We start from the raw sequence: 24,179 nt of genomic DNA on the forward strand, positions 1-24,179 counted from the left end.
TCCTCCTCTTAAGCCGCGTGGATCGTGCGCCACACCCGGTCAGGGGTTGCGGGCATTTCCAGATTGTTCTTGCCGATGGCATCGGTGATCGCGTTGATCACGGCTGCGGAGGCGCCGATCGCGCCGGCCTCACCGCAACCCTTGATGCCCAGGGGATTGCCCGGGCACAGCGTCGTGGTGTGGGAGAGGTTGAAGGAGGGCACATCGTCGGCGCGCGGCATGGCGTAGTCCATGAACGAGGCCGTCACCGGCTGGCCGTTGCCGTCGTAGATGGCGTGCTCGAGCAGCGCCTGTCCGATACCTTGAACCAGGCCGCCATGGACCTGGCCCTCGACGATCATCGGGTTGATCAGCCGGCCGAAATCGTCGGCCGCCACGAAGTTGACGAAGGAGGTCTTGCCGGTTCCGGGATCGACCTCGAGCTCGCAGATGTAAGCACCGGCCGGAAAGGTGAAGTTGGAAGGGTCATAGAAGGCGCTCTCCTTCAGGCCCGGCTCCATCCCGTCAGGCAGATTGTGCGCGGTGTAGGCCGCGAGCGCGACCATCGGCAGCGCAATCGCCTTGTCGGTCCCTGTCACCTTGAACTCGCCGTTCTCGATGACAATGTCGGCCTCGGAGGCTTCGAGGGCATGGGCTGCGATCTTCTTGGCCTTGGATTCCATCTTCTCCATGGCTTTCAGGATCGCGGTGAGACCAACGGCCGCCGAGCGCGAGCCGTAGGTGCCCATCCCGAACTGCACCTTGTCGGTGTCGCCATGGACGATCGAGACCTGACTGATGGGAACCCCGAGGCGATCCGCGACGAGCTGGCAGAACGTCGTCTCGTGTCCCTGGCCGTGGCTGTGCGAGCCCGTGAGGATCTCGATGGTGCCGACCGGATTGACGCGCACCTCCGCGGATTCCCATAGACCGACGCCAGCTCCTAAGCTGCCGACCGCCTTCGACGGCGCGATGCCGCAGGCCTCGATGTAGCAGGACACGCCGATGCCGCGCAGCTTGCCGTCGGCTTTCGCCTTGGCCTTGCGTGCGGGGAAGCCGGCATAGTCGATGGCCTTCATCGCGGCATCGAGCGAGGCGTTGAAGTCGCCGGTGTCATAGGCCATGATCACGGGCGTCTGATGCGGGAACTGGGTGATGAAGTTGGTCCGGCGCAGCACGGCCGGATCGACGTTCAACTGCCGAGCCGCCGTCTCCATCAGACGTTCGATCAGATAGCTCGCCTCGGGGCGGCCCGCGCCGCGATAGGCATCGACCGGCGTGGTGTTGGTGTAGACGCCGATCACCTCGGCATGGATCGCCGGGATGTTGTACTGGCCCGACAGCAGCGTCGCGTAGAGATAGGTCGGCACCGACGACGAGAACAGCGACATGTAGGCGCCGAAATTCGCGTAGGTCTTCACCTTGAGGCCGGTGATCTTGTTGTTGGCGTCGAACGCCATCTCGGCATGGGTGACATGGTCGCGGCCATGCGCGTCGGTGAGGAAGGCCTCGGTGCGGTCGCCGGTCCATTTCACGGGACGGCCGACCTTCTTGGAGGCCCACAGCGCCACCATCTCTTCCGGGTAGATGAAGATTTTCGAACCGAAGCCGCCGCCGACATCAGGGGCGATCACGCGCAGCTTGTGCTCGGGAGCGATGTTGTAGAACGCCGACAGCACGAGGCGGGCGACGTGTGGATTTTGCGAGGTCGTATAGAGCGTGAAGTGCTCCTCCGCCGCATCGTAATCGGCGATCGCCGCGCGCGGCTCCATCGCGTTGGGCGCGAGGCGGTTGTTGGTGACGTCGAGCTTGACGACATTGGCGGCCTTGGCGAAGGCTGCATCGGTCGCGGCCTCGTCACCGAGCACCCAGTCATAGACCTGGTTGCCGGCGGCTTCGGGGTGAAGCTGCGGTGCGCCTGACTTGATCGCAGCGTGAATGTCGGCGACGGCCGGAAGCTCTTCATAATCGACGGTGACGGCTTCAGCAGCGTCGCGCGCGAGATTCTTGCTGTCGGCAATCACGACCGCGACGGCCTGACCGACGAAGCGCACCGTTTCCGGCGCCATCGCCGGCCATGCGCCCATCTTCATGGGGCTGCCGTCCTTGGAGGTGATGGCCCAGCCGCAGATGAGATTGCCGACCTTGTCGTCGACGAGTTCTTTTCCGGTGAGCACTGCGACCACGCCCGGCATCTTCAGCGCCGCGGACGAATCGATCTTCTTCACCTTGGCGTGCGCATGCGGGCTGCGGATGAAATGGGCATGGGTCATGCCCAGCAATTTGATGTCGTCAACGTACCGGCCCTTGCCGGTAATGAAACGCTTGTCTTCCTTGCGCACGACGCGCGCGCCGATGCCTTCAACACCCATGTCTGGTCCTCCCGACCGGAATTGTTTCGACCGCGCTTTCCCTCGAAAGCGGCAGCGGTAGTGTCTTTTTCGAGGCGAGCCGCTTTACTCGGCCGCCTGCGAGACCTTCATGCGTCCGGCTGCATCCAGCACGGCTTTGACGATGTTGTGATAGCCGGTGCAGCGGCAGATGTTGCCTTCGAGCTCGTGACGGACCGTGGTCTCGTCGAGCTGGCCACCATGGCGGTGCACGATGTCGATCGCCGACATGATCATGCCAGGGGTGCAATAGCCGCACTGAAGGCCGTGATTGTCGCGGAAGGCCGCCTGCATCGGATGCAGCTCGTCCCCCTTGGCGATGCCTTCGATCGTGGTGACGCTGGCACCATCAGCCTGACCGGCCAGCATGGTGCAGGATTTCACGGCCCTGCCGTCGATGTGGACGACGCAGGCCCCGCACTGGCTGGTGTCGCAGCCGACATGGGTGCCGGTGAGGTTGAGATGGTCGCGCAAGAGATGGACCAGCAGCGTGCGGTCCTCGACGTCGACGGCGACGGCCTTGCCGTTCACCGTCAGTTTGACTGTAGACACGGTGTAGTCCTCCCGGGATGATTTTGATTGTTTCTAATTAGAGACCAGCGACCCGGAACTTTGCAACTAAGATTTTGGTCGCGCCTGTCATGGACAAGTCATCGATCCCGACGAGGGCGCGACAACTTGCCCGGAAAAGGCGGAGCTGAGGACAAGATGGCCTGGCATGCCAGCCGTCATTCCCATCCGTCGCTCGTGGGCCGGCGTCACCTGGAATTGCACGGCGTGGCGAATTTACCGCCTTTTATCGATTGTGCCCTAGTTTTGCGCATCCAGGTCCGGGGGCGGGGCGCCTCCGGATCGCGGTTGACGAGAATAATGGGGGTTGGGAATGTCCGGGCGTACCGCGTCGCTGTCCAAGCGCAACATATTTCCGACCCTCCGGTTCCGCGCCAAGATCATGCTCGGCTTTGCCGCGGTGCTGGTGATCTCCGCCGGCAGCATGGCGTTTGCCTATTTCGGCTTCGAGCGGGTCTCGTCCGGCGTCGGCTCCTACCGCAGCAGCGTCTCCGAGGCCGATCTCGCCCGCAACATCGACCGTGAGCTGCTCGCCTACCGCTCAGCCGTCAAATTTTTCGTCGTCAGCGGCAAGGAAGACGACGCCAAGACGGCGCTGGAGGCGCAGGCGAGCCTGAAAAACGCGATCGACCAGGCCGTCAAGAGCGCCAAGGCCCCGGGGCGGCAGGACAGCCTCGACAAGCTAGCCAAGGAATTTTCGAATTTCTCCGCCACCTTCGCCAAGGTCCTCCAGGCCAAGCGTGACAGCACGCTGCTGGTGCAGAACCAGCTCACGCGCCAGGCCAATCTGCTGAAATACAAGCTCGACGATATCGGCAACAACGCCTCGGATTCCGAGGCGCAGGCCATCGAGTTCGGCACCAAGCAGGTCAACGCGCAGTTCCAGACCGCGAGCGCGGCGGCGACCAATTTCGTGCTGACGTCCGACCAGTCGATCGCGAGCAGTGCGCTGGCGCGGCTGAAATTCGTCGATAACTCGCTTGGGGCGGTCTATTCCATGGACGACAAGATCGTCTCCGGCCTGAAAGACGCCAAGACGATCCTCGCCGCCTATCGTGAAGCGCTGGAGAAGCTCATCGCCAACGCCAAGCTGGTCGACGATCTCGTCACCGAGATGAGCGGGTCGGCGGGCGCCATCCTTCAAGGCGCCACTGCCATGAAGGCGGATCTGGTGGCCGAACAGCAGCGGCTGGATTCGGAATCGGCGGCTACCATCGGCCATACCGAGGAATTGGTGCTGATGCTCGCCATTGGCGGCACGCTGCTCGGCGCGGTCTTGGCCTTCCTGCTCGGCACCGGCATCTCGCGGCCGATGATCGCGATGTGCAAGGCGATGCGCGAGCTTGCCTCGGGCAATTTCGACGTCGTGCTGCCGGGGTTAGGCCGCAAGGATGAGATCGGCGAGATGGCCAGCGCAGTCGAGGAATTCAAGGTTCAGGCCGTGGCCAAGGCCGAGCGCGATGCCGCTGCCAGCGAAGCCCAGAACAAGGAGGCGAGCGCTGCCCGCCGCTCCGAGCTGATCCGCTTTGCCGACGACTTCGAGACCGCGGTCGGCGCTATCGTGTCGAACGTCTCGGCGTCGGCCGTGCAGCTGGAATCCTCGGCCGCTACGCTGACCCGTACCGCCGAGACCACCCAGGCCCTGTCGAGCCAGGTCGCTGGCGTGTCCGAGCAGGCCTCGAGCAACATGCAGTCGGTCGCGACCGCAACGGAGGAGCTCTCGGCCTCGGTCGAGGAGATCGGCCGTCAGGTCCGCGATTCCAGCCGTATTGCCGAGGCCGCCGTGGTACAAGCCAGGGAAACCGACGGCCGCATCGGCAAGCTGTCGCATGCCGCCCAGCAGATCGGCGAAGTCGTCAAGCTGATCACCGCGATCGCAGAACAGACCAATCTTCTGGCGCTGAACGCCACCATTGAAGCGGCCCGCGCCGGTGAAGCCGGCCGCGGCTTCGCGGTGGTTGCAAGCGAAGTGAAGTCGCTGGCGAGCCAAACCGCAAAGGCGACCGACGAGATTTCTTCACACATCATGGGCATGCAGGGCGCCACCGCCGAATCGGTGGCGGCGATCAAGGAGATTGGTGCGACCATCGGCAAGATTTCGTCGATCTCGACGTCCATCGCCAGCGCTGTGGAAGAGCAAGGCGCTGCGACCCAGGAGATCGCCCGCAGCGTCCAGAACGTCGCCCAGGGCACCCAGACCGCCGCGACCGATATCGGCCAGGTCAATCGTGGCGCCGCCGAAACCGGTTCGGCCTCGGAAGAGGTGCTGCACTCGGCCAAGACGCTGTCATCCGAAAGCACGCGCCTCCGCGCCGAGCTCGATCGCTTCATGGCGAACATCCGGGCGGCGTAAAGCCCGGCTTCGGCAATCCCGCGTCACCTAACCGCGTCGTCATTGCGAGCATAGCGAAGCAATCCAGCCTGCCCCCGCAGAGACAGTCTGGATTGCTGGTTGCCGCGCGGTAATTTACCGCGGCTTATCCTTTGCCATTTAGCGTGCATTTCGAGTCGGGGAGCGGGCTGCTCCCGGACTGCGCCTGGTTTTCGGCGAGTGGAATGGGGTGGGGGACATGTCCGTCAAGTCGAAGCAGAGCTCGTCGAAGCCCTTCACCTTGCGTTTTCGTGCGAAGATCATCCTCGGCTTCGTGGCCGTACTGGCCATTCTCGCCGTCAGCATGGCATTTGCCTATTTCAGCTTCGAGCGGATTGCGGGCGCGGTCGCCTCCTACCGGGCCAGTGTGGCCGAAGCGGATCTGGCGCGGACCATCGATCGCGAGTTGATCAGCTATCAGGGGCTCACCCGGACCTATACGCTGACCGGCGCAGCGGATGACGAAAAGGCGGCCATGGCAGCCGAAGAAAACCTGAAGGCCGCGATCGCCAAGTCGATGTCGGCCACATCAGGCGCGGCGCGACGCGAGCAGGTTGAGAAGCTCGAGACCGACTTCCAGCGCTTCACAAAGGTGTTCGGCGACATCATCACGCTGACTCGCGAGAACAACAGGATCGCGGCCGATGAGCTGAACGGCGTCGGCAACAAGATCCGCTTCAAGTTCGACGATCTCGCCGATACCGCGGCGCTGGCGGGCCTGAACTCGGTCCAGACCACGGCCAAGGACATCACGTCGCAATATCTCGCGGTCTCCACCTCGGTCAGCGCCTTCGTCGCCAAGCCGGAACCGAAGACCGCCGACGGCGTGGTCGCTCGCATCAAGTTTCTGGAGACGCTTCTGGTCTCGATCTACGCCAACGACCAGAAGATCACCGATCGCGTCACCGAGATCAGCAATCTGCTGAAGCAATACCGCGCGTCGTTTGCAAAGCTGTCGGAGAACGTGAAGCTCATCGTCAAGTCGAACGGCGAGATGACGAAGGCGGCGGCGTCGATCCTCAAGCTCTCGGGCGAGTTGCGGTCGGACCTGTCGGCCGATCAGCAGCGCATCGAGACGAGCGCCAATGCGACCATCGGGGAGACCGAGCGGCTGATTCTGATGCTGGCGCTCGGTGGTCTCGCCATCGGCGCGGCGCTGGCCCTGATGCTCGGCAACGGCATCTCGCGACCGATGATCGCGATGTGCAAGGCGATGCGCGAACTTGCCTCCGGCAATTTCGACGTCGTGCTGCCTGGCCTCGGCCGCAAGGACGAGATCGGCGAGATGGCCGGTGCGGTCGAAGAGTTCAAGGTCCAGGCGGTCGCCAAGGCCGAGCGCGATGCCGCCGCCAGCGAAGCCCAGAACAAGGAACAGGCAGCAAGCCGCCGCGGCGAGCTGATCCGCTTCGCCGACGATTTCGAGAGCGCCGTCGGCGCCATCGTGTCCAACGTCTCGGCCTCCGCTGTGCAGCTCGAAGCGTCAGCGTCGACGCTGACGCGCACCGCCGAGACCACACAGGCCTTGTCGAGCCAGGTCGCCGGCGTCTCCGAGCAGGCCTCGAGCAACATGCAGTCAGTGGCAACGGCGACCGAGGAATTGTCGGCGTCGGTCGAAGAGATCGGTCGCCAGGTCCGTGACTCCAGCCGTATCGCCGAGGCGGCCGTGGTGCAGGCCAGGGAAACCGACGGCCGCATCGGCGAGCTGTCGCGTGCCGCCCAGCAGATCGGTGAAGTCGTCAAGCTGATCACGGCGATCGCCGAGCAGACCAATCTTCTCGCCCTGAACGCCACCATTGAAGCGGCCCGCGCCGGTGAAGCCGGCCGCGGCTTCGCGGTGGTTGCCAGTGAAGTGAAGTCCTTGGCGAGCCAAACGGCAAAAGCCACGGACGAGATTTCCTCGCACATCACCGGGATGCAAGGCGCGACTGCCGAATCGGTCGCGGCAATCAAGGAGATCGGCGCGACCATCGGCCAGATATCGTCGATTTCGACCTCGATTGCGAGCGCGGTCGAGCAACAGGGCACCGCGACGCAGGAGATCGCCCGCAGCGTCCAGAACGTCGCCCGGGGCACCCATACCGCCGCCACCGACATCGGCCAGGTCAATCGTGGCGCCGCCGAAACCGGTTCGGCCTCGGAAGAGGTGCTGAACTCGGCCAGGACGCTGTCGTCCGAAAGCACGCGCCTCCGCGCCGAGCTCGACCGCTTCATGGCGAACATCCGCGCGGCGTAGCCTCACGCCCGCCCAAACGCCCGCTTCAACTCCACCTTCGCCTTCTCCAGCCGCTCGCGGTGCGCCTTCGGCAACGTCTTGCCGGCGCGATTGATGTAGAACGTCAGCATCGATAGCGCAGAGCGATAGGCGCCCGTCTTGCGGCGCGAACTATGCTCGGCGGAGCGCTTCAATGAGATCGCGATCTTCCTTGGGCTCGTAAGTGTGAACACGCCGCGCTTGAGGTCGAGCGCATCGCTTTCCTTTGTCACACGCTGTGACCAGCGTTTTGGCGCGGCGCGCTTTGTGCCCTTGCGTGCGGTGCCGTGCCTCGCGCTGGTCTTCTTGCGCGTCGCGGTTTTGCGCGAATGTGTCGTCTTTCTGACTTGAGCCATGCGTCAACTCCTTGCGGCTCAAGCGGAAACAGCCGGTATTCGGCAGGGTTCCCGAGGGAACCGGCAGATGCCGCAGACGTTGTCGCAGGTGGCAGGCGGAATGCCGGATACCACGACCCCAGCAACGCGATGGAATTGCAGCAGAGCCCAGCGCTGAAGAATGGACCTGCGATCCCGGCGGTGGTCACGGCCGATCGCATCGTCGAGACCAGCATTCCCGCGCGGCTCGATGCGCTGCGCTGGAGCGGCTTTCATACCCGCGTGGTGCTGGCGCTCGGCATCACCTGGATCCTCGACGGGCTCGAGGTGACGCTGGCCGGCGCGCTCTCGGGCGCTCTGAAGCAGAGCCCGACGCTGCACTTCTCCAACCTCGATCTCGGCATCGCCAATTCGGCCTATCTTGCCGGTGCCGTGCTCGGCGCGCTCGGCTTCGGCTGGCTGACCGATCGCATCGGCCGAAAAAAATTGTTCTTCATCACGCTCGCACTTTATCTCTCCGCGACGGCCGCAACCGCGCTGTCGTGGGATATCGCAAGCTACGCGCTGTTTCGTTTCCTCACTGGCGCCGGCATTGGCGGTGAGTACACGGCGATCAACTCGACGATCCAGGAGCTGGTGCCTGCGCGTTATCGCGGCTGGACAGATCTGGTCATCAACGGCAGCTTCTGGATCGGCGCGGCGATGGGCGCCGTCGCAGCCATCGTGCTCCTCGACCCGGCTGTGATCGGCCCGGATCTCGGCTGGCGCCTCGCTTATCTCATCGGCGCGACCATCGGCCTCGTCGTGCTGTTGATGCGGATGTGGATCCCGGAAAGCCCGCGCTGGCTGATGATCCACGGCCGCCCGGACCAGGCCCATGCGATCGTCGACGACATCGAGCGTTCGGTGATCGGACGCGATCAGGACACGAGCGACCGGTGCTTCCCCAAGATGCGGTTGAAGATGCGCGATCACACCCCGATCAGCGAAGTCGTGCAAACGCTGTTCGGCACTTATCGGCAGCGCGCGCTCGTCGGCCTCGCGCTGATGGTCGCTCAGGCTTTTTTCTACAATGCGATCTTCTTCACCTTTGCGCTGGTGTTGACGGATTTTTATGACATCAGCGCCGATCACGTCGGCTGGTACCTGCTGCCGTTTGCCGCCGGAAATTTCCTCGGTCCGCTGCTGCTCGGCCGTTTGTTCGACACGCTCGGCCGGCGCGCCATGATCATGTTCACCTATGGCGTATCGGGCTTGCTGCTGGCCGTGTCCGGCTATCTGTTCTCGATCGGCGCATTGAGTGCGCAGGGCCAGACCATCGCCTGGATGGTGATCTTCTTCTTTGCCTCGCCGGCCGCGAGTGCGGCCTATCTCACCGTCAGCGAGACGTTCCCGCTCGAAGTGCGCGCGCTGGCGATCGCGGTATTCTATGCAGTCGGCACCGGCATCGGGGGCGTCGTTGGTCCCGCGCTGTTCGGTGCGCTGATCGATACGGGGTCACGCAACAGCGTGTTCGCCGGCTATCTGCTGGGGGCATTCCTGATGATCGCGGCTGCGATCGTGGCGTGGCGCTACGCCATCTCCGCGGAACGGAAATCACTCGAACAAATCGCGCGGCCGCTCGCTTCCATGGAGTAGACTATGAAATCGGAATTCGCTGAATTGGATCAGAATCGCGCCATGCCGGATGAAGAAGCGCCCGACGCCGTGCCGGTGCCGCATGCACTGGTCCCGCATCTCAACGAAACCGCGATCCTGCTCGATATCGACGGGACGCTGCTCGACCTGATGCCGACGCCACGCGAGGTGTGGGTGCCGCCGGGCCTGTCGGAGACGCTGAACCGGCTGGCGGAGCGCACCTCGGGCGCACTGGCGATGGTCAGCGGGCGTTCGCTCAACGACATCGACCTGATCTTCGCACCCGACGTCTTTTGCGCCGTTGCCGGTCACGGTGCGGAGATGCGCCTGTCGGTCGGCAACGAAGCCGACGACGTGCACGCGCCGCCGATGGACAAGGAGCTGAAGCGCCGGCTGGCGGCGATCGCAAAGCTCAGCCCCGGCATTCTGCTCGAGGACAAGGGCTATTCGCTCGCGCTGCATTACCGCCTCGCGCCGCACGCCGAAAAGGCGATCTACGAAGCCGTCTCGCTGATCCGGGCGGATCTGCCCAATGCGCCGATCGAAATATTGCCCGGCAAGTTCGTTTGCGAGATCAAGCATTCCGGGTTCACCAAGGCGACTGGCGTGCGCGAGCTGATGAAGCATGAGCCATTCAGGGGGCGCCGTCCGATCTTCATTGGCGACGACGTCACGGATGAAACCGTATTCGCGATCATGCCCGACTTGAACGGTCTTTCCTTCTCGGTTGGTCGACGCGCTGTCGGAGTCAACGGTCACTTCGATGCGCCGAACGATGTGCGGGCGTTCCTTGCACGCCTGCTCGACGATACAAGGTTGCAATAAGGCATCATCACCGCGAAGCCACATTGTCGCGCGGAGCAGTTCCGCTGGGCGCGCCATTCGGCTCGCGTGAAATGCTCTTTCCCGAATGAAATCGCCGGGTTCCCTCGACGAAAACCTGTTCCAACGCGCACGCCTGATTTTGGTTTCATTTGGTGGAAATGATGACCGGAACCATATTGATGAACGGCAGTTAAACGGGGTGGAATGAACAGGAGGGGACGACCTGTGAACTTGGTTGTCGTTTCAAATCGAGTTGCCCGCGGTAAGCCGACCGAGCCGATGACGGGTGGCCTCGCTGCAGCATTGCTTCCCGTCGTGGAGCATTCGGGGGCCATCTGGGTGGGTTCCTCCGGTCGCGTGCGCGACGGTCATCAGAAGGAACCGTTCGCCGAGATCGAAGCGCTGGGCTCCGGCGCGATCGCGACGCTGGATCTGCCGTCGGCACATTACGGCGGCTATTACGAAGGCTTCGCAAACTCGGCGCTGTGGCCGGCGTTGCATTCGCGCAGCGATTTGATCCGCGTCTCGCGCGACGACTATGTCAGCTATCGTGAGGTCAACGCGTTCATGGCGCGTGCCTTGATGCGCTTCCGAAAAGCCCGGACTGCATTTTGGGTGCAGGATTATCATTTCCTCGCGCTCGGGGCGGAGCTGCGCGATCTCGGCGTCGATGACCCGATCGGCTTCTTCCTGCACACGCCCTGGCCGGTCACTGCGGTGATGCAGGGCGTGCCCAATCATCGCGAGCTGATTACGGCGATGCTGGCTTACGATCTGCTCGGTTTCCAGACCGAAGCAGACTGCCAGAATTTCCTTGCCTACGCCGGCGCTGAACTTGGTCTCGTCGTCGCGGACGGCGTCGTGCTCTCGCAGCACGGCCGCACGCGGTGCGAAGTGTTCCCGATCGGAATCGACGCGGAGAAGTTCGCCGCCTATGCCGCGAAGTCGGCCTCGCATCCCGACGTCTCGCGGCTGCGTCGCAGCCTGAATGGTGAGCGGCTCGCGATCGGCGTCGACCGACTCGACTATTCCAAGGGGCTCGTCAACCGCATCAGCGCCTTCGATCGGCTCTGGACCGACCAGCCGCAGTTTGCGCGAAGCATCTCGCTGTTGCAGATCGCCAACCCGTCGCGCGGCGGCATCGAGGCCTATGGCAATCTTCAGAACGACGTCGCGCGCCTCGTCACCGACGTGAACGGCCGCCATGGCGAGGTTGACTGGACGCCGATCCGCTACCTCAACAAGGGCTTCAGCCAGGCCGTTCTCGCAGGCCTGTATCGCACGGCGCAGATTGGCGTGGTGACGCCGCTGCATGACGGCATGAATCTCGTGGCCAAGGAATATGTCGCCGCGCAAAACCCGGCCGATCCCGGCGTTCTGGTGCTTTCGAAATTCGCCGGGGCGGCCAATGAGCTCGAGACCGCGCTTCTGGTCAATCCGCACGACATCGACGGCATGGCGCGCGCGATCGCGGTCGCTGCCGCGATGCCGCTCACCGAGCGCAAGATGCGCTGGGACGCGATGATGAAGACATTGCGCGGACACACCATCCAGCAATGGTCGTCGGATTTCGTCGCCCAGTTGGAAAAGTGCCGCACCGAGAAGGCCGCGGCCGCGCCGCTCGCAGCCCAGCCACCGCAGGCGCTGCGCTGGCTGAAGTCGGCGATCTCGGGTGTGCGATTGATCTGAGCCGGGAACGGTACGCCTCAATAGCAATACGACACGCCATCCAGAATCGCGCACTGCCGTTTGTCGGGCGCGTTCGGATCATCCATCGGTGCCATGCCTTTGCCCTGGCCGACGAACACGCCTGGCCCGATATGCACGGAGCTCTTGTTGCCGATGATGACGCTCTGGTGCGGCGTGGAGCTGGAGCGGGTCCCGTCTGGCCAGAGGATGGCATCGCCTGAAAGCAGCCCCCGCCGCCCGTCATCGCAGGTCACGTCGACGCCCTGCCGGGTGCAGGCCTGTGCGTTGGCCGGCGCGGTGAAGCTCGCGCCAAGGGCCGAAATCAGGCTCAACCCGGCGATGGTCTTGCGGATGGTCATGGCGTCCCCGGTCCTGTTTGGCGTTTTCAAGTGAATCGTCGCGCCAAACCCGCCCTCGGTTCAGCCAAAAGATCGCGCCGGGTGGCCGTGCGGCAGTCGAGAATCGTTTGTAAATACAGCAAGTTGCAGAAAATTCACCCGATTTCCGTGCGATCCCTTGCAAAATCACCGGCGCCCCTTCAAGAGAGGGCGCTCCGGAGAGATGGCCGAGTGGCTTAAGGCGCACGCTTGGAAAGCGTGTGTGCGGGAAACCGTACCGTGGGTTCGAATCCCACTCTCTCCGCCAGACGTAAGTCTCAAGTTATTTCACCAAGCCTCATCCTGCTCGGCAAGCTACTCTAAAAACGACTGTTTTTGGAGAAATTTGCTTCGAGCTGGCTCACCTCGCATCGACAAATCTCACGCCCAAGTGTAGGTAGAAGTGTGGGTAGGCGAGGGGGGCCGGTCGATGGCGAGAGATTACGGAAAGCTGAAGGCCAAACAAATCGAACACCTGACCAAGCGCGGCCTGTATGGCGATGGTGGTGGCCTGTACCTGCAGATTGCCAAGGGCGGCAGCATGTCGTGGCTGTTCCGGTACAAGACTGACGGCCGCAGCCGATGGCACGGGCTTGGCTCCGCCCGCGACGTGAGCCTTGCCGATGCCCGGATCAAGGCAGCGGATGCCCGCCGCGTCCGGCTTAATGGCGGTGACCCCATCGAAGCCAAACGCGCTGTGAGGTCCGCTACTCGGGTCGAGGCCGCCAAGTCGATCACGTTCGGCGCGGCCGCCAAGCGTTACATCAAGACGCACGAGCCGGGGTGGAAGAGCGTCAAGCATGCCGATCAATGGCGCACGACCTTGCTGGGCATCGGCCCCAAGGGCAAGCCTGCCAAGCACGACTATTGTAAGACGATCCGCGATCTTCCCATCGGCGCGTTGGATACGTCGCTGATCTTGAAAATTATTGAGCCGATCTGGGCGACCAAGAACGAAACCGCTAATCGTATTCGCGGACGCATCGAGTGCGTCATCGACGCCGCGAAGAGCAGGGGCGAGTTCACGGGAGAAAATCCAGCTCGCTGGCGCGGCCATCTGGAGAACTTGCTTCCGGCACCGTCCAAAGTTCACAAGGTGCGCAACCATCCCGCCCTGCCTTACCGCCAGTTGCCCGCCTTCATGCGCGAGCTGCGCGCACGCGATGGGGTCGCTGCGGCGGCATTGGAATTTCATATTCTGACAGTCCCGCGGCCGGGAAATTCCGTCGCCGCCAAATGGTCGGAAGTAGATCGGCAGAACGCCGTGTGGACCATCCCCGGCAATCAGATGAAGGGCGACGCCGAGCACAAGGTTCCGCTCAGCCGCGCTGCTCTTGATGTTCTGGATCGTATGCAGGACTTGACCGGTGATGGCGAGTATATCTTCGCCAACCCTGACGGTGTGCCGTTGAGCGACGCCTCGATGGGTGCTGTCATCAACCGGATGAATGAAGACGAGCGTCGCTGGATCGATCCGGCATCAGACCGCGAAGTCGTGCCTCATGGCTTCCGCTCTTCGTTCCGCGACTGGGCCGCTGAGCACGGCTACGACGATCCGGTCGCCGAAGCTGCGCTCGCGCACAAGATCAGCGACAAGGTTGTAGCAGCATACAAGCGCACTCGTTTTTTTGAGTTGCGCAACCAGATGATGGCCGACTGGTCGGACTACTGCGCACGTGCTGTCGTCGGCGACGACAATGTCGTCCCGCTGCGGGCGTAACCATGGCTAAGAGAGCGGCGCCCAAACACGGCTTGCAGCAACAGCGCGAAGAGATAGACGGCCTTCTTGATAGGATGGCATCGGGATCATTGCTTGACATCACCGCCGATGATTTGGCTATCGACCGCTTCACAAAAGTCCTCGCGAAACGAACGACCAGTAGGGATCGAACGAGGTTTCTGCGATCTGAGGTCGAGCGGATCGGGCGCGAGGTAGTGCGGGCGGCGGCTCTTTTCCTCAAGACAATGCCAGCCGAGAAGGCGCTGGCTGATAGTGCACTTGAAGACATCAAGAGAGCAGACCAACAGACAGATTGGATCGTGCGCAGGGACGCGCGTGATTTCGCGCCCGCTTTCATCGCGCCTGCGTCGGGAGAGTGGGACGATGGATGGATTGCGCCGAGCAGCGTATGGGAGCAACTTCTCCATCACATGAGAGCGGCCCGCGCCTGCCGCGAAAAAATCGAGCGATTTGCGCGGTCTGAGCCACTACCCAGCAACTTCAAGGTACTGACGAGTGTATTCGTGGCTCAGATGGCGCAGTTCTACGAACACGAAACGGGCAAACCCGCGCCCAAAGGCAGAACCGGACCGTTCGTTGATTTTCTTGATGCTGCGTGGACCGATCTGAGTTTCCCGCAAAGTGGCGAAGGAGCGTTGGGTAACGTCGCTGAAAACTTGCCGCGTTAGCGGCCCATACTTCGCGAGGCAAACGCGGTAATCGTCCCCGCATAGACAACTAGACTTGAGCCATCTCGAAACATGGTGGCTCAGAAATGGCTCGAACTCCCCGCAAGCAAATCACGCGTCGCAAAAAACAGCGTCGCTCCAAGAAACAGCGCAACGCGATTGATCATCGCCGTCTCGGTTGGCGCATCGACGAATGGGTTGCGCAGACCGGCACTTCTCGCCCGACAGTCTGGCGTCAGGTCAAACGCGGCGACCTGCGCATCGTTTACGTCGGCCCGATGCCGATGGTGCCGTACAGCGAAGCGGTCCGTCTCGGCTTCATCCACGATTAGTCAATTAAAAGCCCGGTGCGTGGCGCGCGCCGGGCTTTCTTACGTCTTGGATTACTCGAATGCATGGCAATTCTAACGATGCTGGCGCGCGTTCGCAAGCATCACCGCTCGCAATTGCGCTCGACTACATCAAGCGCGGTTGGAATACGCTGCCGATCCCGTACCGGAAGAAAAAACCCGTCGGCTCGGGTTGGCAAAACCGCGTCATCACCGAGACCAACGTCGGTAGCTTCTTTAGCGACAAACCGCAGAACATCGGCGTGCAGCTCGGTCTGAAGTCGGGCGGCCTGACCGACATCGATCTCGACTGCGCAGAGGCCATCGAGATCGCGGCGGCGGTGTTGCCCAAAACGCCGTCCATCTTCGGTCGCGCGTCGAAGCGCCACAGCCATTATTTGTATAACACGTCGCTCGCGTCAAAGTCTGACCGGGCAGTACTACCGTTCAAGGACCCAACCAGCAACAGCACGATGCTGGAAGTTCGCATTGGCGGTGGTGACAAGGGTGCGCAGACTGTCTTCCCCGGTTCGGTTCACGAGACGGGTGAGCCGATCGTGTGGGAAACGGAAGGTGATCCGGCGAAGGTCGATGCTGAAGAGTTGTTGCGCCAGGCTAAGCAGCTTGCTGCGCTCTGCCTGCTCGCGCGTCACTGGCCGCCGAAACCCAAGGCGGGTGAGAGCGGCGGCCGACACGATGCGGCGCTCACGGTTGGTGGCTTCTTGGCTCGCTGCGGGTTCAAGCCGAGTTACGTCAAGCTCTGTGCCGAGTGGATCGCGAAAGGCGCGCAGGACGAAGAATGGCGCGACCGGATCAAGACCGCCCATGACGCGGCGCTCGCCTATAAGAAAGGCGAAAAGACGCGCGGCTATAGTAAGCTCAAGGAGACCTTCGGCGAGAAGGTGGCCTCCAAGGTTGCTGAATGGCTCGGCTATAGCGCGTCGCGCAATGATGATGCGCGCGCGGAGAATGATCGTGCATTTGACGGTGGCACCTCAAAGACCAACGAGGATGCAACACACACGACATCGGTCCCCGTCGTTGATGTCCGTGGTGGCGAGCTGTCGAACCTGGCGAGCCGGGGTGAGGAAATCCTGGGTGAGGCTGGTGTTCAAATCTTCCAGCGCAGCCGCCAGTTGGTGCGGCCAGTGATTGAGGAGGTTGACGCGACGCGCGGCCGGAAAACCAAAATCTGCCAGCTCATCCCTGTTGTGCCAGACTACCTGCGTGATCTGCTGTGCCGCCACGCTGACTGGCAGATATATGATGCGCGCAGCAAACAGGATGTGCCGATTGATCCGCCGCGTGGCGTCGCCGCCACTATCCTGGCGCGCACCGGTGAGTGGCGGCTGTTTCCGGCTGTTTGCGGAGTGACGTCTGCGCCGACGATGCGGCCCGATGGCTCCTTAGTGACGGAGCCGGGCTTTGACCACAAAACGGGGCTTTTGCTGGTCGAGCCGCCGACGATGCCGGACATTCCCGAAAAGCCGACGAAGGCTGACGCAGAGGCCGCCTTGAAGCTGCTGGAAGACCTGCTCGCGGGGTTCCCGTTTGTCGATGAGGTTGCTCGCGCCGGAGCCTTGTCGGCCATTATCACAGCTGTAGCGCGCGGCGCATTCGCTGTGACACCGCTCCACGCCAGTCGCGCCCCGACCGCTGGCTCCGGCAAGAGCTTTCTGTGGGACATAGTGGCAGCCATCATCAGTGGCCATCCCATGCCTGTCATCTCGACCGGCAAAGATGAAATCGAGATGGAGAAGCGTCTCGGCGCTGCTCTCATGACTGGCCAGCCGTTGATCTCGATTGACAATATCACTGGCGAACTTGGTGGCGACGCCTTGTGCCAGATCATTGAGCGTCCGGTGGTGGACATTCGCGTGTTGGGCCAGTCGAAGAACATGCGGATCGAGGCGCGGGGTACGTCCGTCTTTGCGACGGGCAACAACTTCACACTGGTGGGCGACATATGCCGCCGCGTCATCACGATCAATCTCGACGCGGGTATGGAGCGGCCTGAGATGCGTCAGTTTGACTTCGACCCCATCGAGCGCGTGCTCGCGGATCGCGGGAAGTATATCGCGGCGGCGTTGACCATTGTCCGCGCCTACTTCGTTGCAGGTCGTCCAGACAAGGCACCGAAGCTGGCGTCGTTCGAAGGCTGGAGCGACACGGTGCGCTCTGCATTGATCTGGCTTGGCAAGGAAGACCCGGTGAAATCGATGGAGTTTGCCCGGCAGGAAGACCCTGAACTCCTCGAATTGGCCGAGATGTTGGAAGCGTGGAGCGAGGTCATGGGCATCGGTGGCGAGAACCGCGCCAAGCTCTCCGACGTTTTGCTGCGCGCTGATGCGATGAGCCGGGAGAGTGAAGGCGGAGAGCTGACGTCTACGCATGCCCGCTTGAATGCTGCGCTAAAGGTGGTCGGGCAGCGCTATTTGGGCAAGCCGACACTTCCCGACGCGCGCTTGCTCGGCAAATGGCTGCAGCGCTTTAAGGGGCGTCCTGTTGGCGGCAAGAAATTCATGAACCTGCCAGATCCCAAGCACGGTGCACAGTGGTGGGTCGAGGGACCGCAGCAGACGAGCAAGCCTGAGCAGCAGCAGGCTGATGATGATCGGCAGCAGGATGGCGTCGACTTCAATTCCGCCGAGCCTGAGCGTGAGGGTTCGTGAGGGGAAAGATGGGAAAATGGGGGAATGTTCTGTTCGTCGCGCGCGCAGATGTCAGATGTACCCATCATACTGGTTGTGGGGGTATGTGCCAAATGTGCGGGGAGGAGCACAGCAATCCCCCATTTTCCCATCTTTCCCCTGGCAGCGTGGATAGGTTCTTCCCAACGCCCGGCCAATGCGGTGGTCGCGGACGCGCGGATGGTAGCTAGGGCTAGGTTTTTCTAAGGGGTGTACCTTTGTATGGCTACGATTTTGGAAGTTTGTCGCTGGTGCGGCATCAGTCGGACGACCTTCCATGACGCGGTAAGAAGGGGCGTCATCACGAAAAGGCCGCGCGGCGAACATGACGTTCGGGAGGTCGCGCGCGCTCTGATCAAGGATCGGCAAGCCGTAAAGGGCGGTCATGGCGATCTCGCAACCAAGCTCAAGTTGTCCGAAGCGCGCACCGCGCTTGCTCGGGAGCAGACGGCCGCCCTCAAACTTAAGAACGCTGTCGCGCGCCGGGAGTATGTCAGTCTCGCGGTCGTCCGGCGGGAGGTGGAGACGATGTTTGCGATCCTGCGCGAACGGCTCGTGTCGATGCCCCGCAAACTCGCGTCCTCCTGTGGAATGCGCGAGCAGCGGGAGGTGGAGGAAGTCATGCGCGACGAGGTTTACGAACTGCTCGAAGAACTGAGCAAGCCCATCCCGCTCTTAGACGACACCTGACAATTGGGGCTTAAATGATGAATAGCTTACCGCACGGCACAGCTGCTGACACGCCAAACTATGATGACCATCCCGTCATTGCCGATCTCAAGCGCACGGTTGCCCAACTGGAAGCCCGGGTCGCGCAACTCGAACAGCAGCCTGCACGGTGGTTGCCGCTGAAGGCGGCCGCTCATGACGCTGGCGTCGAATACGAGACCGCCCGCGTGTGGGCGAAGCGCGGCCTGATCGAGGCTCGTCGAGACGGCAAGCGATGGTTCGCCAACCTGGTAAGCCTCAAGGCACGCAAGCAGCTCCTCGCGCGTTAAGTCTTAGCGCGCGCAGGAGAATATTGCTCCGCCATAACTTGTAATTGCTCGGCAGCGTCCTGAAGACACCTAACGTCCAGAAATGCATCAAACACTCCGCGTGACCGAAGGTCCTTGGGCAGTCCCAGGGCAGCGTGGATAAGCCGAATAGCACCATGCCACTCCTCTTCAGAGAGCGGTCCTTGCATGTCATCTGCATTCACAAAGTACACGAACACCAAGCTGCTCTTCAGGCCGTTGAGCTGTGTCAGGAAGTAATGATGCGTGAGCCGGTTGGCATATTGGTAGAATAGGTTTGTCCAGATTGCTGTCGCTTTGGGCGCATAGAACCCTCACGCTTCACCGAGGCTCTTCTCGATCAGCGCGAATGACTGCGGTGTCGCCTTCGATCCAGGCGAAGCCGCTTCCGGAATATGAGCCTTAGCCTCAACAAAAACCGGGATTTGGTCGGTGGTGACGCCAATCGCATCCCAAACCGGTCCGCGCGCTGGCCAGAACTCTGCGAGCGGCTTTCTTAGGCTAGCGATACCCGCTTTTGTAATAGCAGGCATATCGCGATATTCGCGGAAGCCGTCGCTCTCCAATGGTGACGACCATTTCACCGAAGAATGTGAACCAATCGCCCCACTTAACCGCAACGCGCCTTCCAGAATGTCAGGCTTCCTATTTACTGCAATCTGTAGCCATCGCTGGCTTCCCGCCGAAGCATAGTCGCTCATCTGGCTTAAATCCTCTCTGCTTGTATCTGGCTGGCATCGTATCAGCGGGACGGATATGGGCGTCCCGCGTTTGTAATAATTTGGTTTTCAATGTGTGCGACGCGCGTTGCACCCGCCTACACTAGTTTCAACTGAAGGAGCTAGACAAATGGCATTATTCAAATCATCGAACCCCGAAAAAGTTTTGCAGCGCGACATCGACGCCGCCAAAGCAAATCGCGAGCGTGTTTCGGCGCGGCTTGCCGAGTGTGATCAAGCCGTGGCGCGTCACGCGGCTTCTGCCAAGGACTGCGCGTTGAATGGTGATGACGCTGGCCTTGACGTGGCGGAGAATTCACTGCGTTCCACCCAGGACCGCGCTGTTTCGCTGCGCGGCGCCTTGGCTGAGATCGACCAACAGATCGCCAATCTGGAACGCAACAAGGCCGACATGCTGGACCGCAAATTGCGTGCCCAGACGGCTGCCGAAATCGAACTGCTGGCCCGCAAGCTGACGGAGACTGGCGCAGAGTTCAACCGCACGGCAGAGCGCTTGTCGGAGCAGACGCGCTCGGCGGTTCCGCTCGTGTACGAAGCGCTCGGCTTGGATAACTTCACCAAGCTCTGTCTGGCTGAGGTGCCGCAAGCACTCGACATGGTCAACAAGCTGCTGCGTGCGCATGCCGATGCCGTGGTCGCTGGTACCGCACCGGCTACGTTGCCGCGCGTTGACAATCAAGCACAGCCGCCCGCCCCCGCTCAGCCGGAGGAGCCGCACTTCCGGTACCTGCCGGTCAAGCCAACCTTCAAGGGTCTGGTGACGCGGTGATCACGTTGGAGCCCACTCGCAAACAGGAGGCAACCCCATGAAATTCTCGCCACCCGGCGCTGAACCCTACCGGACGTTGATCAGGCTTGATGGCTGGCTCGGGAGCGATCCTACTCATATCCCAAATTCAATTGCAGCGGAGATTGGAGCAGCATTTCCCTCCTTGAATGGCCGCGGCGAAATCGACCGCATTCGGACGCGGATGTTGGCGCGACAGTTGAAATATGAACGTGCCAAGAAAGTTCGTCTGGCGTGGCGGCGGCGGTTCGGGCTGCTGACGCGGTGATTGATGCTGCCGGTGGAGGAAAACACTCTGGCCAAATCGACCACAGCCTATCTGCCTAGTGGTTTAACCGGCAACATTAGGGATCGGAAGGTCGGGCGGAGGTAACCGGCCTTGTGATCCCGAATGGCCCCGACGTGCAGCATCGTCGGGGCCATTCTTGTCTGCGGTTCAATTCCTTCACCTTGTTCAAACCACCTCGCCAAGGCCATCGCTTCACCCTAAGGGACAGTGTGCTCCACCGGCACGATGCTAAATGACTTGAATGCGAGACGAGCCTTGAAAGCGATGGCCTGAGGTTGATAGGTGCGTAACAACTTTCGCACCGCCCGCAACTGCAAAGAGCAACGCGCGCCTATAATTACCTCGTGCAAAATCAGGGAGCTCGAAAACGGACAAAAGCAGAGCGATCCATCCTGGTCCATGTCCTTCAAATCGACTAGTCGGCGAACTTCATTCTCGTAAGCCCACGCTTTTGCTTTTGTATAAAGTAGCCGTTCCTGCAATGCTGTCGGTAGCTTCGTTGGGTCAGGATCATCCTTGGCCAAGTTCTGCCCTCAATCGGCTGTCGTTGTATTCTATCCGCTGAATAGCACTTCGAGGAAGCGTGAACCCCAAACAGATGCCTTTGTGGCGATCTGCGTAATGGCTCCACATAACGGGATCAATCCAGTTCTCGCTGAAGGACACGAACCCCTTTGTGTTGTCGACCTTGCTCTTGAAGTAGCGACCGGCCTTCCGTGATTGAGAGGCGTTGAAATTGAGTGCCAGCAGTTCAAACGGATCGTTGCACTCGGAGAAGCGAGCTACCTTCAAACGCCCGCGCTCGATGTTGCTGTAGGCGTGTTGAGCGGTCGTGAAATGGTAGAGCCGGATGTGATCTGCGCTCGGTGGCAGGCAACACCAAGCGCTTCCCATCCGGTGGTCGTAGCCGGCTTTGACCCATCGCTGTCGGTATCTTTTGTGCGCCGCCATAATCATGTTTCTCACAATGACGCTCGTTGCTATTAACCAAGCTTTGCGTCACTAAGCCGAAAGTCGCTTGAACAGTAAGCTTGCTGACCTTCACGAGAGCATTTAGCTTGAACACTTTCATGCGGCATAATGGGTGCGGCACGACAGCCGAGTAGAGCGGAGCTTTTCGATGGTTCTGTTTGCTGTAAGTCAAAACAAATTGGAGCCGGTTTCTGAGACGTCCTACGTGAACGAGGCAATTCTAGAGCGGAAACATCTTCAAGGCCTCTTAAAACAACACATTGCCCCGCTTGGTGACGACTTGATGGTCCTATGCGATGAGTTCTCGAATTGGCAGGACAGCTCACGGCGTATCGACATCCTTTGCCTTACTAAGGAGGCTCAGTTGGCGGTGATCGAACTCAAGCGCACTGAGGATGGTGGGCACATGGAGCTTCAGGCGATCCGCTATGCAGCAATGGTGTCTAGCATGACGCTCGATCAAGCCGTGCTCGCGCACTCACATTATTTGAATGACGATCCCGAACGAGCCAAAAAAGAAATCTTGGAATTTCTTGAATTCGATACCATCGAGGAAGTTGAGCTTTCTGGGGATGTCCGGATCGTTCTTGCGGCTTCGAATTTTTCAGACGAACTTATTACGTCGGTTATGTGGCTGAACAAGAGCGGTCTGGACATCACCTGCATTCGCCTGAAGCCATATAAGCTGGACGGAAAGGTTTTGATCGACGCCACACAGATCGTGCCGCTGCCCGAGGCCATGGACTACACGATAAAAATTCGCGAGCAAAGTAGAGAGAAGAGTAAGGTCAAAACGGCAAGACAGGAGATATTCAAAAAGTTTTGGGCTCAGCTCATTGAGCGGTCCATTGCTAAGAAAATCTCGCTACTCGCAAATCGTAGCACATCGACTGACCATTGGATTTCCGCCGGGATCGGTCGAGCCGGCTTCTGGCTTAGCATTTCTCTCACCGAAGACCGTACCCGAGTGGAATGCTACATCAGTGTGAAGGAAGGCGAACAAGCCAGCCTTGCAGCGTTCAAAAAGCTTTACGACCAGCGCGAAGCGCTAGAAGCGAAATTTGGAGCATCGCTTGATTGGCAGGAGTTGCCAGGCCGCAAGGGATGCAGGATTTGTCGGGACCTTGATGGAGGATGGCGGACGCCTGAAGCTGACTGGCCTGCGATGCAGGATGCGGCACTTGATACGCTTGTTCGGTTGGAGGCAGCCCTGCGTGGACCGATACAACAAATTGGATGATAAGCAGGCTGTCCCGTGTAGCCGCCCGCAGCCGCTTTCGTGACGCATAGGCGTCAGCCGTGCCACGTTCCGCACCAGATCGGGTAATCGATAATATGAAGGATTGGAGGGCACGGCGGATGTAGCCGGGCGGATGGCCTTGAGTAGCCTCGACGGAAAGCATTCGTTGAAGCCACTCGCCAAATCTGAGCGGATGCGCCTAACTGTAACTCTCAACGCGGTTGAGCTTACGGCAATCAAGGTAGAAGTCCGATTGATCAGAACCAAACGGCTCGTCGTTCGGAGTTACGCACATTGTCGCCGCTAGTCGCAAGAAATAAGCATCAAAGCAGACTAACTGGCGGCTGCGTAGACAAGGTTATTTGGAGAGAGGGTCTTTTCGCCAGACCATCGATATGCGGTGAGGAAGCCGCCCTTTGCCACGCTGAAATCTAAACAGCATCCATATTCGTTTGAAAGCGCTGGCTTACCGCGCAGCCAGTAGTGGCCGAAGAAGACTGGCTTCTCGTCTTTGTAGAAGTAATCCCTCGTTAGAGGCAGATCAGGCAAGTCGGCCTCCTTTCCGTCCATACCGAGTGCAGCGCTTCGATACGTGACGGCCGCAGGGTCCCACCAGCGAATGCGGACATGGTGGCGCTTGTAGCCATCTTTGTCGAAGAAGAAATGTCCTGGCGGTAGTGGGATTTCAGGCCCTTTCAGTAGAACCTCGGCTGCCTCATAGGCAGCAGATCCGCGGCGGTTAGCCAGCAAAAATCCCTCTGGAGTGAACCGATGGGAGGCGTCCAGGCAGCCAGCAAGCGCAGTTTGTGCAGGGGCGTTCCAACAGGCGTGGACCACACGCAAGCCGGGGAGATCGAGCCAGACGGGCAGGCCCCTGAACCAATCCAGCGCCTGCTTGTGAGCAGGCGAGCCTTCTCCGATCTGTTCAAGAAATTCCTTGGTCTGGTGCTTGTTCTTTTCGTCGTGTGGCCGAAGAAAGCCACCATTTTCGTCAGGCTCTGCCCAACCGAGCCCGTTGAATTCGTGGTTGCCCATCACGGCCAAGGCAGCTCCCGCATCACACATATCTTTTGCAATGCGCAGCACGTCGAGCTGTTTGGGACCACGGTCGATGAAATCACCAACGAAGATGACGCGACGGTCCGGATGCCGAAAGGTGCCGTCCTTGTCGCTATAACTCATTCGAGTTAGCAGCCGCCGAAGCGCGTCTGCGTGGCCATGGATGTCGCCGATGATGTCGAATTTGTCAGGCATGTGAGTTCTTACGAGGATGGTTCAGAAA

General features: G+C 60.9%; 22 protein-coding genes and 1 tRNA gene. 14 read left to right on the forward strand and 9 right to left on the reverse strand.

Annotated elements, in window-relative coordinates; all coding sequences use genetic code 11:
- Positions 1-8: 8 nt before the first annotated feature.
- Both BM222_RS20710 and BM222_RS20715 read right to left on the reverse strand, forming a co-directional pair.
- Positions 9-2,351 (reverse strand): xanthine dehydrogenase family protein molybdopterin-binding subunit, encoded by a 2,343-nt coding sequence (locus tag BM222_RS20710; protein ID WP_092231132.1) that lies wholly within the window; start codon positions 2,349-2,351, stop codon positions 9-11.
- Between the two features lie 84 nt (positions 2,352-2,435).
- Positions 2,436-2,921 (reverse strand): (2Fe-2S)-binding protein, encoded by a 486-nt coding sequence (locus BM222_RS20715; RefSeq protein ID WP_092231135.1) that lies wholly within the window; start codon positions 2,919-2,921, stop codon positions 2,436-2,438.
- Positions 2,922-3,252: 331 nt separating this feature from the next.
- Between BM222_RS20715 and BM222_RS20720 the strand changes: the two genes are divergently transcribed.
- Together BM222_RS20720 and BM222_RS20725 are read left to right on the forward strand one after the other, a co-directional pair.
- On the forward strand, positions 3,253-5,292 hold the full coding sequence (locus tag BM222_RS20720; RefSeq protein ID WP_092231140.1) for a methyl-accepting chemotaxis protein: 2,040 nt from the start codon (positions 3,253-3,255) through the stop codon (positions 5,290-5,292).
- Positions 5,293-5,509: 217 nt separating this feature from the next.
- Positions 5,510-7,543, forward strand: a complete 2,034-nt coding sequence (locus tag BM222_RS20725) for a methyl-accepting chemotaxis protein (protein ID WP_092231144.1) — start codon at positions 5,510-5,512, stop codon at positions 7,541-7,543.
- A 2-nt stretch (positions 7,544-7,545) separates the two neighbouring features.
- On the opposite strand, the gene BM222_RS20730 is transcribed toward BM222_RS20725, so the two are convergent.
- The gene (locus tag BM222_RS20730; protein ID WP_092231146.1) at positions 7,546-7,917 is read right to left on the reverse strand and encodes a DUF3175 domain-containing protein; all 372 of its coding nucleotides are present in this window, start codon (positions 7,915-7,917) and stop codon (positions 7,546-7,548) included.
- Positions 7,918-8,046: 129 nt separating this feature from the next.
- Here BM222_RS20730 and BM222_RS20735 point away from each other — a divergent pair, with 129 nt between their 5' ends.
- The 3 genes from BM222_RS20735 (at position 8,047) to BM222_RS20745 (ending at position 12,048) form a co-directional block, all read left to right on the forward strand.
- A complete protein-coding gene (locus BM222_RS20735; RefSeq protein WP_092231148.1) occupies positions 8,047-9,534 on the forward strand; it encodes an MFS transporter in 1,488 nt (495 codons plus the stop codon).
- A 3-nt stretch (positions 9,535-9,537) separates the two neighbouring features.
- A complete protein-coding gene (gene otsB, locus BM222_RS20740; protein ID WP_092231151.1) occupies positions 9,538-10,359 on the forward strand; it encodes a trehalose-phosphatase in 822 nt (273 codons plus the stop codon).
- 225 nt (positions 10,360-10,584) lie between these two features.
- On the forward strand, positions 10,585-12,048 hold the full coding sequence (locus BM222_RS20745) for a trehalose-6-phosphate synthase (protein ID WP_177243343.1): 1,464 nt from the start codon (positions 10,585-10,587) through the stop codon (positions 12,046-12,048).
- A gap of 17 nt (positions 12,049-12,065) precedes the next feature.
- Here the strand turns inward: BM222_RS20745 and BM222_RS20750 are convergent, their stop codons facing one another.
- The gene (locus tag BM222_RS20750; RefSeq protein ID WP_092231158.1) at positions 12,066-12,407 is read right to left on the reverse strand and encodes a hypothetical protein; all 342 of its coding nucleotides are present in this window, start codon (positions 12,405-12,407) and stop codon (positions 12,066-12,068) included.
- Positions 12,408-12,603: 196 nt separating this feature from the next.
- Between BM222_RS20750 and BM222_RS20755 the strand changes: the two genes are divergently transcribed.
- The 3 genes from BM222_RS20755 (at position 12,604) to BM222_RS20765 (ending at position 14,834) form a co-directional block, all read left to right on the forward strand.
- Positions 12,604-12,693, forward strand: a tRNA-Ser gene (locus BM222_RS20755).
- Between the two features lie 162 nt (positions 12,694-12,855).
- Positions 12,856-14,145, forward strand: a complete 1,290-nt coding sequence (locus tag BM222_RS20760; protein ID WP_092231161.1) for a tyrosine-type recombinase/integrase — start codon at positions 12,856-12,858, stop codon at positions 14,143-14,145.
- Positions 14,146-14,147: 2 nt separating this feature from the next.
- Positions 14,148-14,834: a hypothetical protein gene (locus BM222_RS20765; RefSeq protein ID WP_092231164.1), complete on the forward strand. Its 687-nt coding sequence runs from the start codon at positions 14,148-14,150 to the stop codon at positions 14,832-14,834.
- An 80-nt stretch (positions 14,835-14,914) separates the two neighbouring features.
- Here BM222_RS20765 and BM222_RS40120 read toward each other — a convergent pair whose 3' ends face one another.
- Positions 14,915-15,160 (reverse strand): hypothetical protein, encoded by a 246-nt coding sequence (locus tag BM222_RS40120; RefSeq protein ID WP_143106006.1) that lies wholly within the window; start codon positions 15,158-15,160, stop codon positions 14,915-14,917.
- 65 nt (positions 15,161-15,225) lie between these two features.
- On the opposite strand from BM222_RS40120, the gene BM222_RS20775 reads away from it, so the two are divergent.
- From BM222_RS20775 to BM222_RS20785, 3 genes are all read left to right on the forward strand, one after another.
- Positions 15,226-17,835: a bifunctional DNA primase/polymerase gene (locus tag BM222_RS20775; RefSeq protein ID WP_092231171.1), complete on the forward strand. Its 2,610-nt coding sequence runs from the start codon at positions 15,226-15,228 to the stop codon at positions 17,833-17,835.
- A 240-nt stretch (positions 17,836-18,075) separates the two neighbouring features.
- Positions 18,076-18,543, forward strand: a complete 468-nt coding sequence (locus BM222_RS20780) for a hypothetical protein (RefSeq protein ID WP_092231175.1) — start codon at positions 18,076-18,078, stop codon at positions 18,541-18,543.
- A 14-nt stretch (positions 18,544-18,557) separates the two neighbouring features.
- Entirely contained in the window at positions 18,558-18,851 is a 294-nt protein-coding gene (locus BM222_RS20785) for a MerR family transcriptional regulator (RefSeq protein ID WP_092231178.1), read from the forward strand.
- A 332-nt stretch (positions 18,852-19,183) separates the two neighbouring features.
- Here BM222_RS20785 and BM222_RS20790 read toward each other — a convergent pair whose 3' ends face one another.
- Positions 19,184-19,570, reverse strand: a complete 387-nt coding sequence (locus tag BM222_RS20790) for a hypothetical protein (RefSeq protein WP_143106007.1) — start codon at positions 19,568-19,570, stop codon at positions 19,184-19,186.
- A gap of 148 nt (positions 19,571-19,718) precedes the next feature.
- Here BM222_RS20790 and BM222_RS20795 point away from each other — a divergent pair, with 148 nt between their 5' ends.
- Together BM222_RS20795 and BM222_RS40125 are read left to right on the forward strand one after the other, a co-directional pair.
- Positions 19,719-20,378 (forward strand): hypothetical protein, encoded by a 660-nt coding sequence (locus tag BM222_RS20795; RefSeq protein ID WP_177243344.1) that lies wholly within the window; start codon positions 19,719-19,721, stop codon positions 20,376-20,378.
- Between the two features lie 37 nt (positions 20,379-20,415).
- Positions 20,416-20,664, forward strand: a complete 249-nt coding sequence (locus BM222_RS40125) for a hypothetical protein (RefSeq protein ID WP_143106008.1) — start codon at positions 20,416-20,418, stop codon at positions 20,662-20,664.
- 218 nt (positions 20,665-20,882) lie between these two features.
- Here the strand turns inward: BM222_RS40125 and BM222_RS40130 are convergent, their stop codons facing one another.
- A complete protein-coding gene (locus BM222_RS40130) occupies positions 20,883-21,209 on the reverse strand; it encodes a DUF2971 domain-containing protein (RefSeq protein ID WP_143106009.1) in 327 nt (108 codons plus the stop codon).
- The gene (locus tag BM222_RS20805) at positions 21,196-21,651 is read right to left on the reverse strand and encodes a DUF2971 domain-containing protein (RefSeq protein WP_143106010.1); all 456 of its coding nucleotides are present in this window, start codon (positions 21,649-21,651) and stop codon (positions 21,196-21,198) included. Before BM222_RS20805 ends, BM222_RS40130 begins: the two co-directional genes overlap by 14 nt.
- Before the next feature lie 154 nt (positions 21,652-21,805).
- Here BM222_RS20805 and BM222_RS20810 point away from each other — a divergent pair, with 154 nt between their 5' ends.
- The gene (locus tag BM222_RS20810) at positions 21,806-22,897 is read left to right on the forward strand and encodes a DUF4268 domain-containing protein (protein ID WP_092231194.1); all 1,092 of its coding nucleotides are present in this window, start codon (positions 21,806-21,808) and stop codon (positions 22,895-22,897) included.
- A 333-nt stretch (positions 22,898-23,230) separates the two neighbouring features.
- On the opposite strand, the gene BM222_RS20815 is transcribed toward BM222_RS20810, so the two are convergent.
- The gene (locus BM222_RS20815; protein WP_092231197.1) at positions 23,231-24,151 is read right to left on the reverse strand and encodes a metallophosphoesterase; all 921 of its coding nucleotides are present in this window, start codon (positions 24,149-24,151) and stop codon (positions 23,231-23,233) included.
- Positions 24,152-24,179 lie beyond the last annotated feature (28 nt).

The organism is Bradyrhizobium sp. Gha, assembly GCF_900113735.1.
Classification (GTDB): domain Bacteria; phylum Pseudomonadota; class Alphaproteobacteria; order Rhizobiales; family Xanthobacteraceae; genus Bradyrhizobium.

Excerpts from the sequence above, each read along its gene's own strand:
- BM222_RS20780 (WP_092231175.1), top strand. The coding sequence starts at position 18,076 with ATGGCTACGATTTTGGAAGTTTGTCGCTGGTGCGGCATCAGTCGGACG.
- BM222_RS20785 (WP_092231178.1), top strand. The coding sequence starts at position 18,558 with ATGATGAATAGCTTACCGCACGGCACAGCTGCTGACACGCCAAACTAT.
- BM222_RS20795 (WP_177243344.1), top strand. The coding sequence starts at position 19,719 with ATGGCATTATTCAAATCATCGAACCCCGAAAAAGTTTTGCAGCGCGAC.
- BM222_RS20710 (WP_092231132.1), bottom strand. The coding sequence starts at position 2,351 with ATGGGTGTTGAAGGCATCGGCGCGCGCGTCGTGCGCAAGGAAGACAAG.
- BM222_RS20720 (WP_092231140.1), top strand. The coding sequence starts at position 3,253 with ATGTCCGGGCGTACCGCGTCGCTGTCCAAGCGCAACATATTTCCGACC.
- BM222_RS20775 (WP_092231171.1), top strand. The coding sequence starts at position 15,226 with ATGCATGGCAATTCTAACGATGCTGGCGCGCGTTCGCAAGCATCACCG.
- otsB (WP_092231151.1), top strand. The coding sequence starts at position 9,538 with ATGAAATCGGAATTCGCTGAATTGGATCAGAATCGCGCCATGCCGGAT.
- BM222_RS20725 (WP_092231144.1), top strand. The coding sequence starts at position 5,510 with ATGTCCGTCAAGTCGAAGCAGAGCTCGTCGAAGCCCTTCACCTTGCGT.
- BM222_RS20810 (WP_092231194.1), top strand. The coding sequence starts at position 21,806 with ATGGTTCTGTTTGCTGTAAGTCAAAACAAATTGGAGCCGGTTTCTGAG.
- BM222_RS20735 (WP_092231148.1), top strand. The coding sequence starts at position 8,047 with ATGGAATTGCAGCAGAGCCCAGCGCTGAAGAATGGACCTGCGATCCCG.
- BM222_RS20750 (WP_092231158.1), bottom strand. The coding sequence starts at position 12,407 with ATGACCATCCGCAAGACCATCGCCGGGTTGAGCCTGATTTCGGCCCTT.
- BM222_RS20765 (WP_092231164.1), top strand. The coding sequence starts at position 14,148 with ATGGCTAAGAGAGCGGCGCCCAAACACGGCTTGCAGCAACAGCGCGAA.
- BM222_RS20790 (WP_143106007.1), bottom strand. The coding sequence starts at position 19,570 with ATGAGCGACTATGCTTCGGCGGGAAGCCAGCGATGGCTACAGATTGCA.
- BM222_RS20730 (WP_092231146.1), bottom strand. The coding sequence starts at position 7,917 with ATGGCTCAAGTCAGAAAGACGACACATTCGCGCAAAACCGCGACGCGC.
- BM222_RS20760 (WP_092231161.1), top strand. The coding sequence starts at position 12,856 with ATGGCGAGAGATTACGGAAAGCTGAAGGCCAAACAAATCGAACACCTG.
- BM222_RS40125 (WP_143106008.1), top strand. The coding sequence starts at position 20,416 with ATGAAATTCTCGCCACCCGGCGCTGAACCCTACCGGACGTTGATCAGG.
- BM222_RS20815 (WP_092231197.1), bottom strand. The coding sequence starts at position 24,151 with ATGCCTGACAAATTCGACATCATCGGCGACATCCATGGCCACGCAGAC.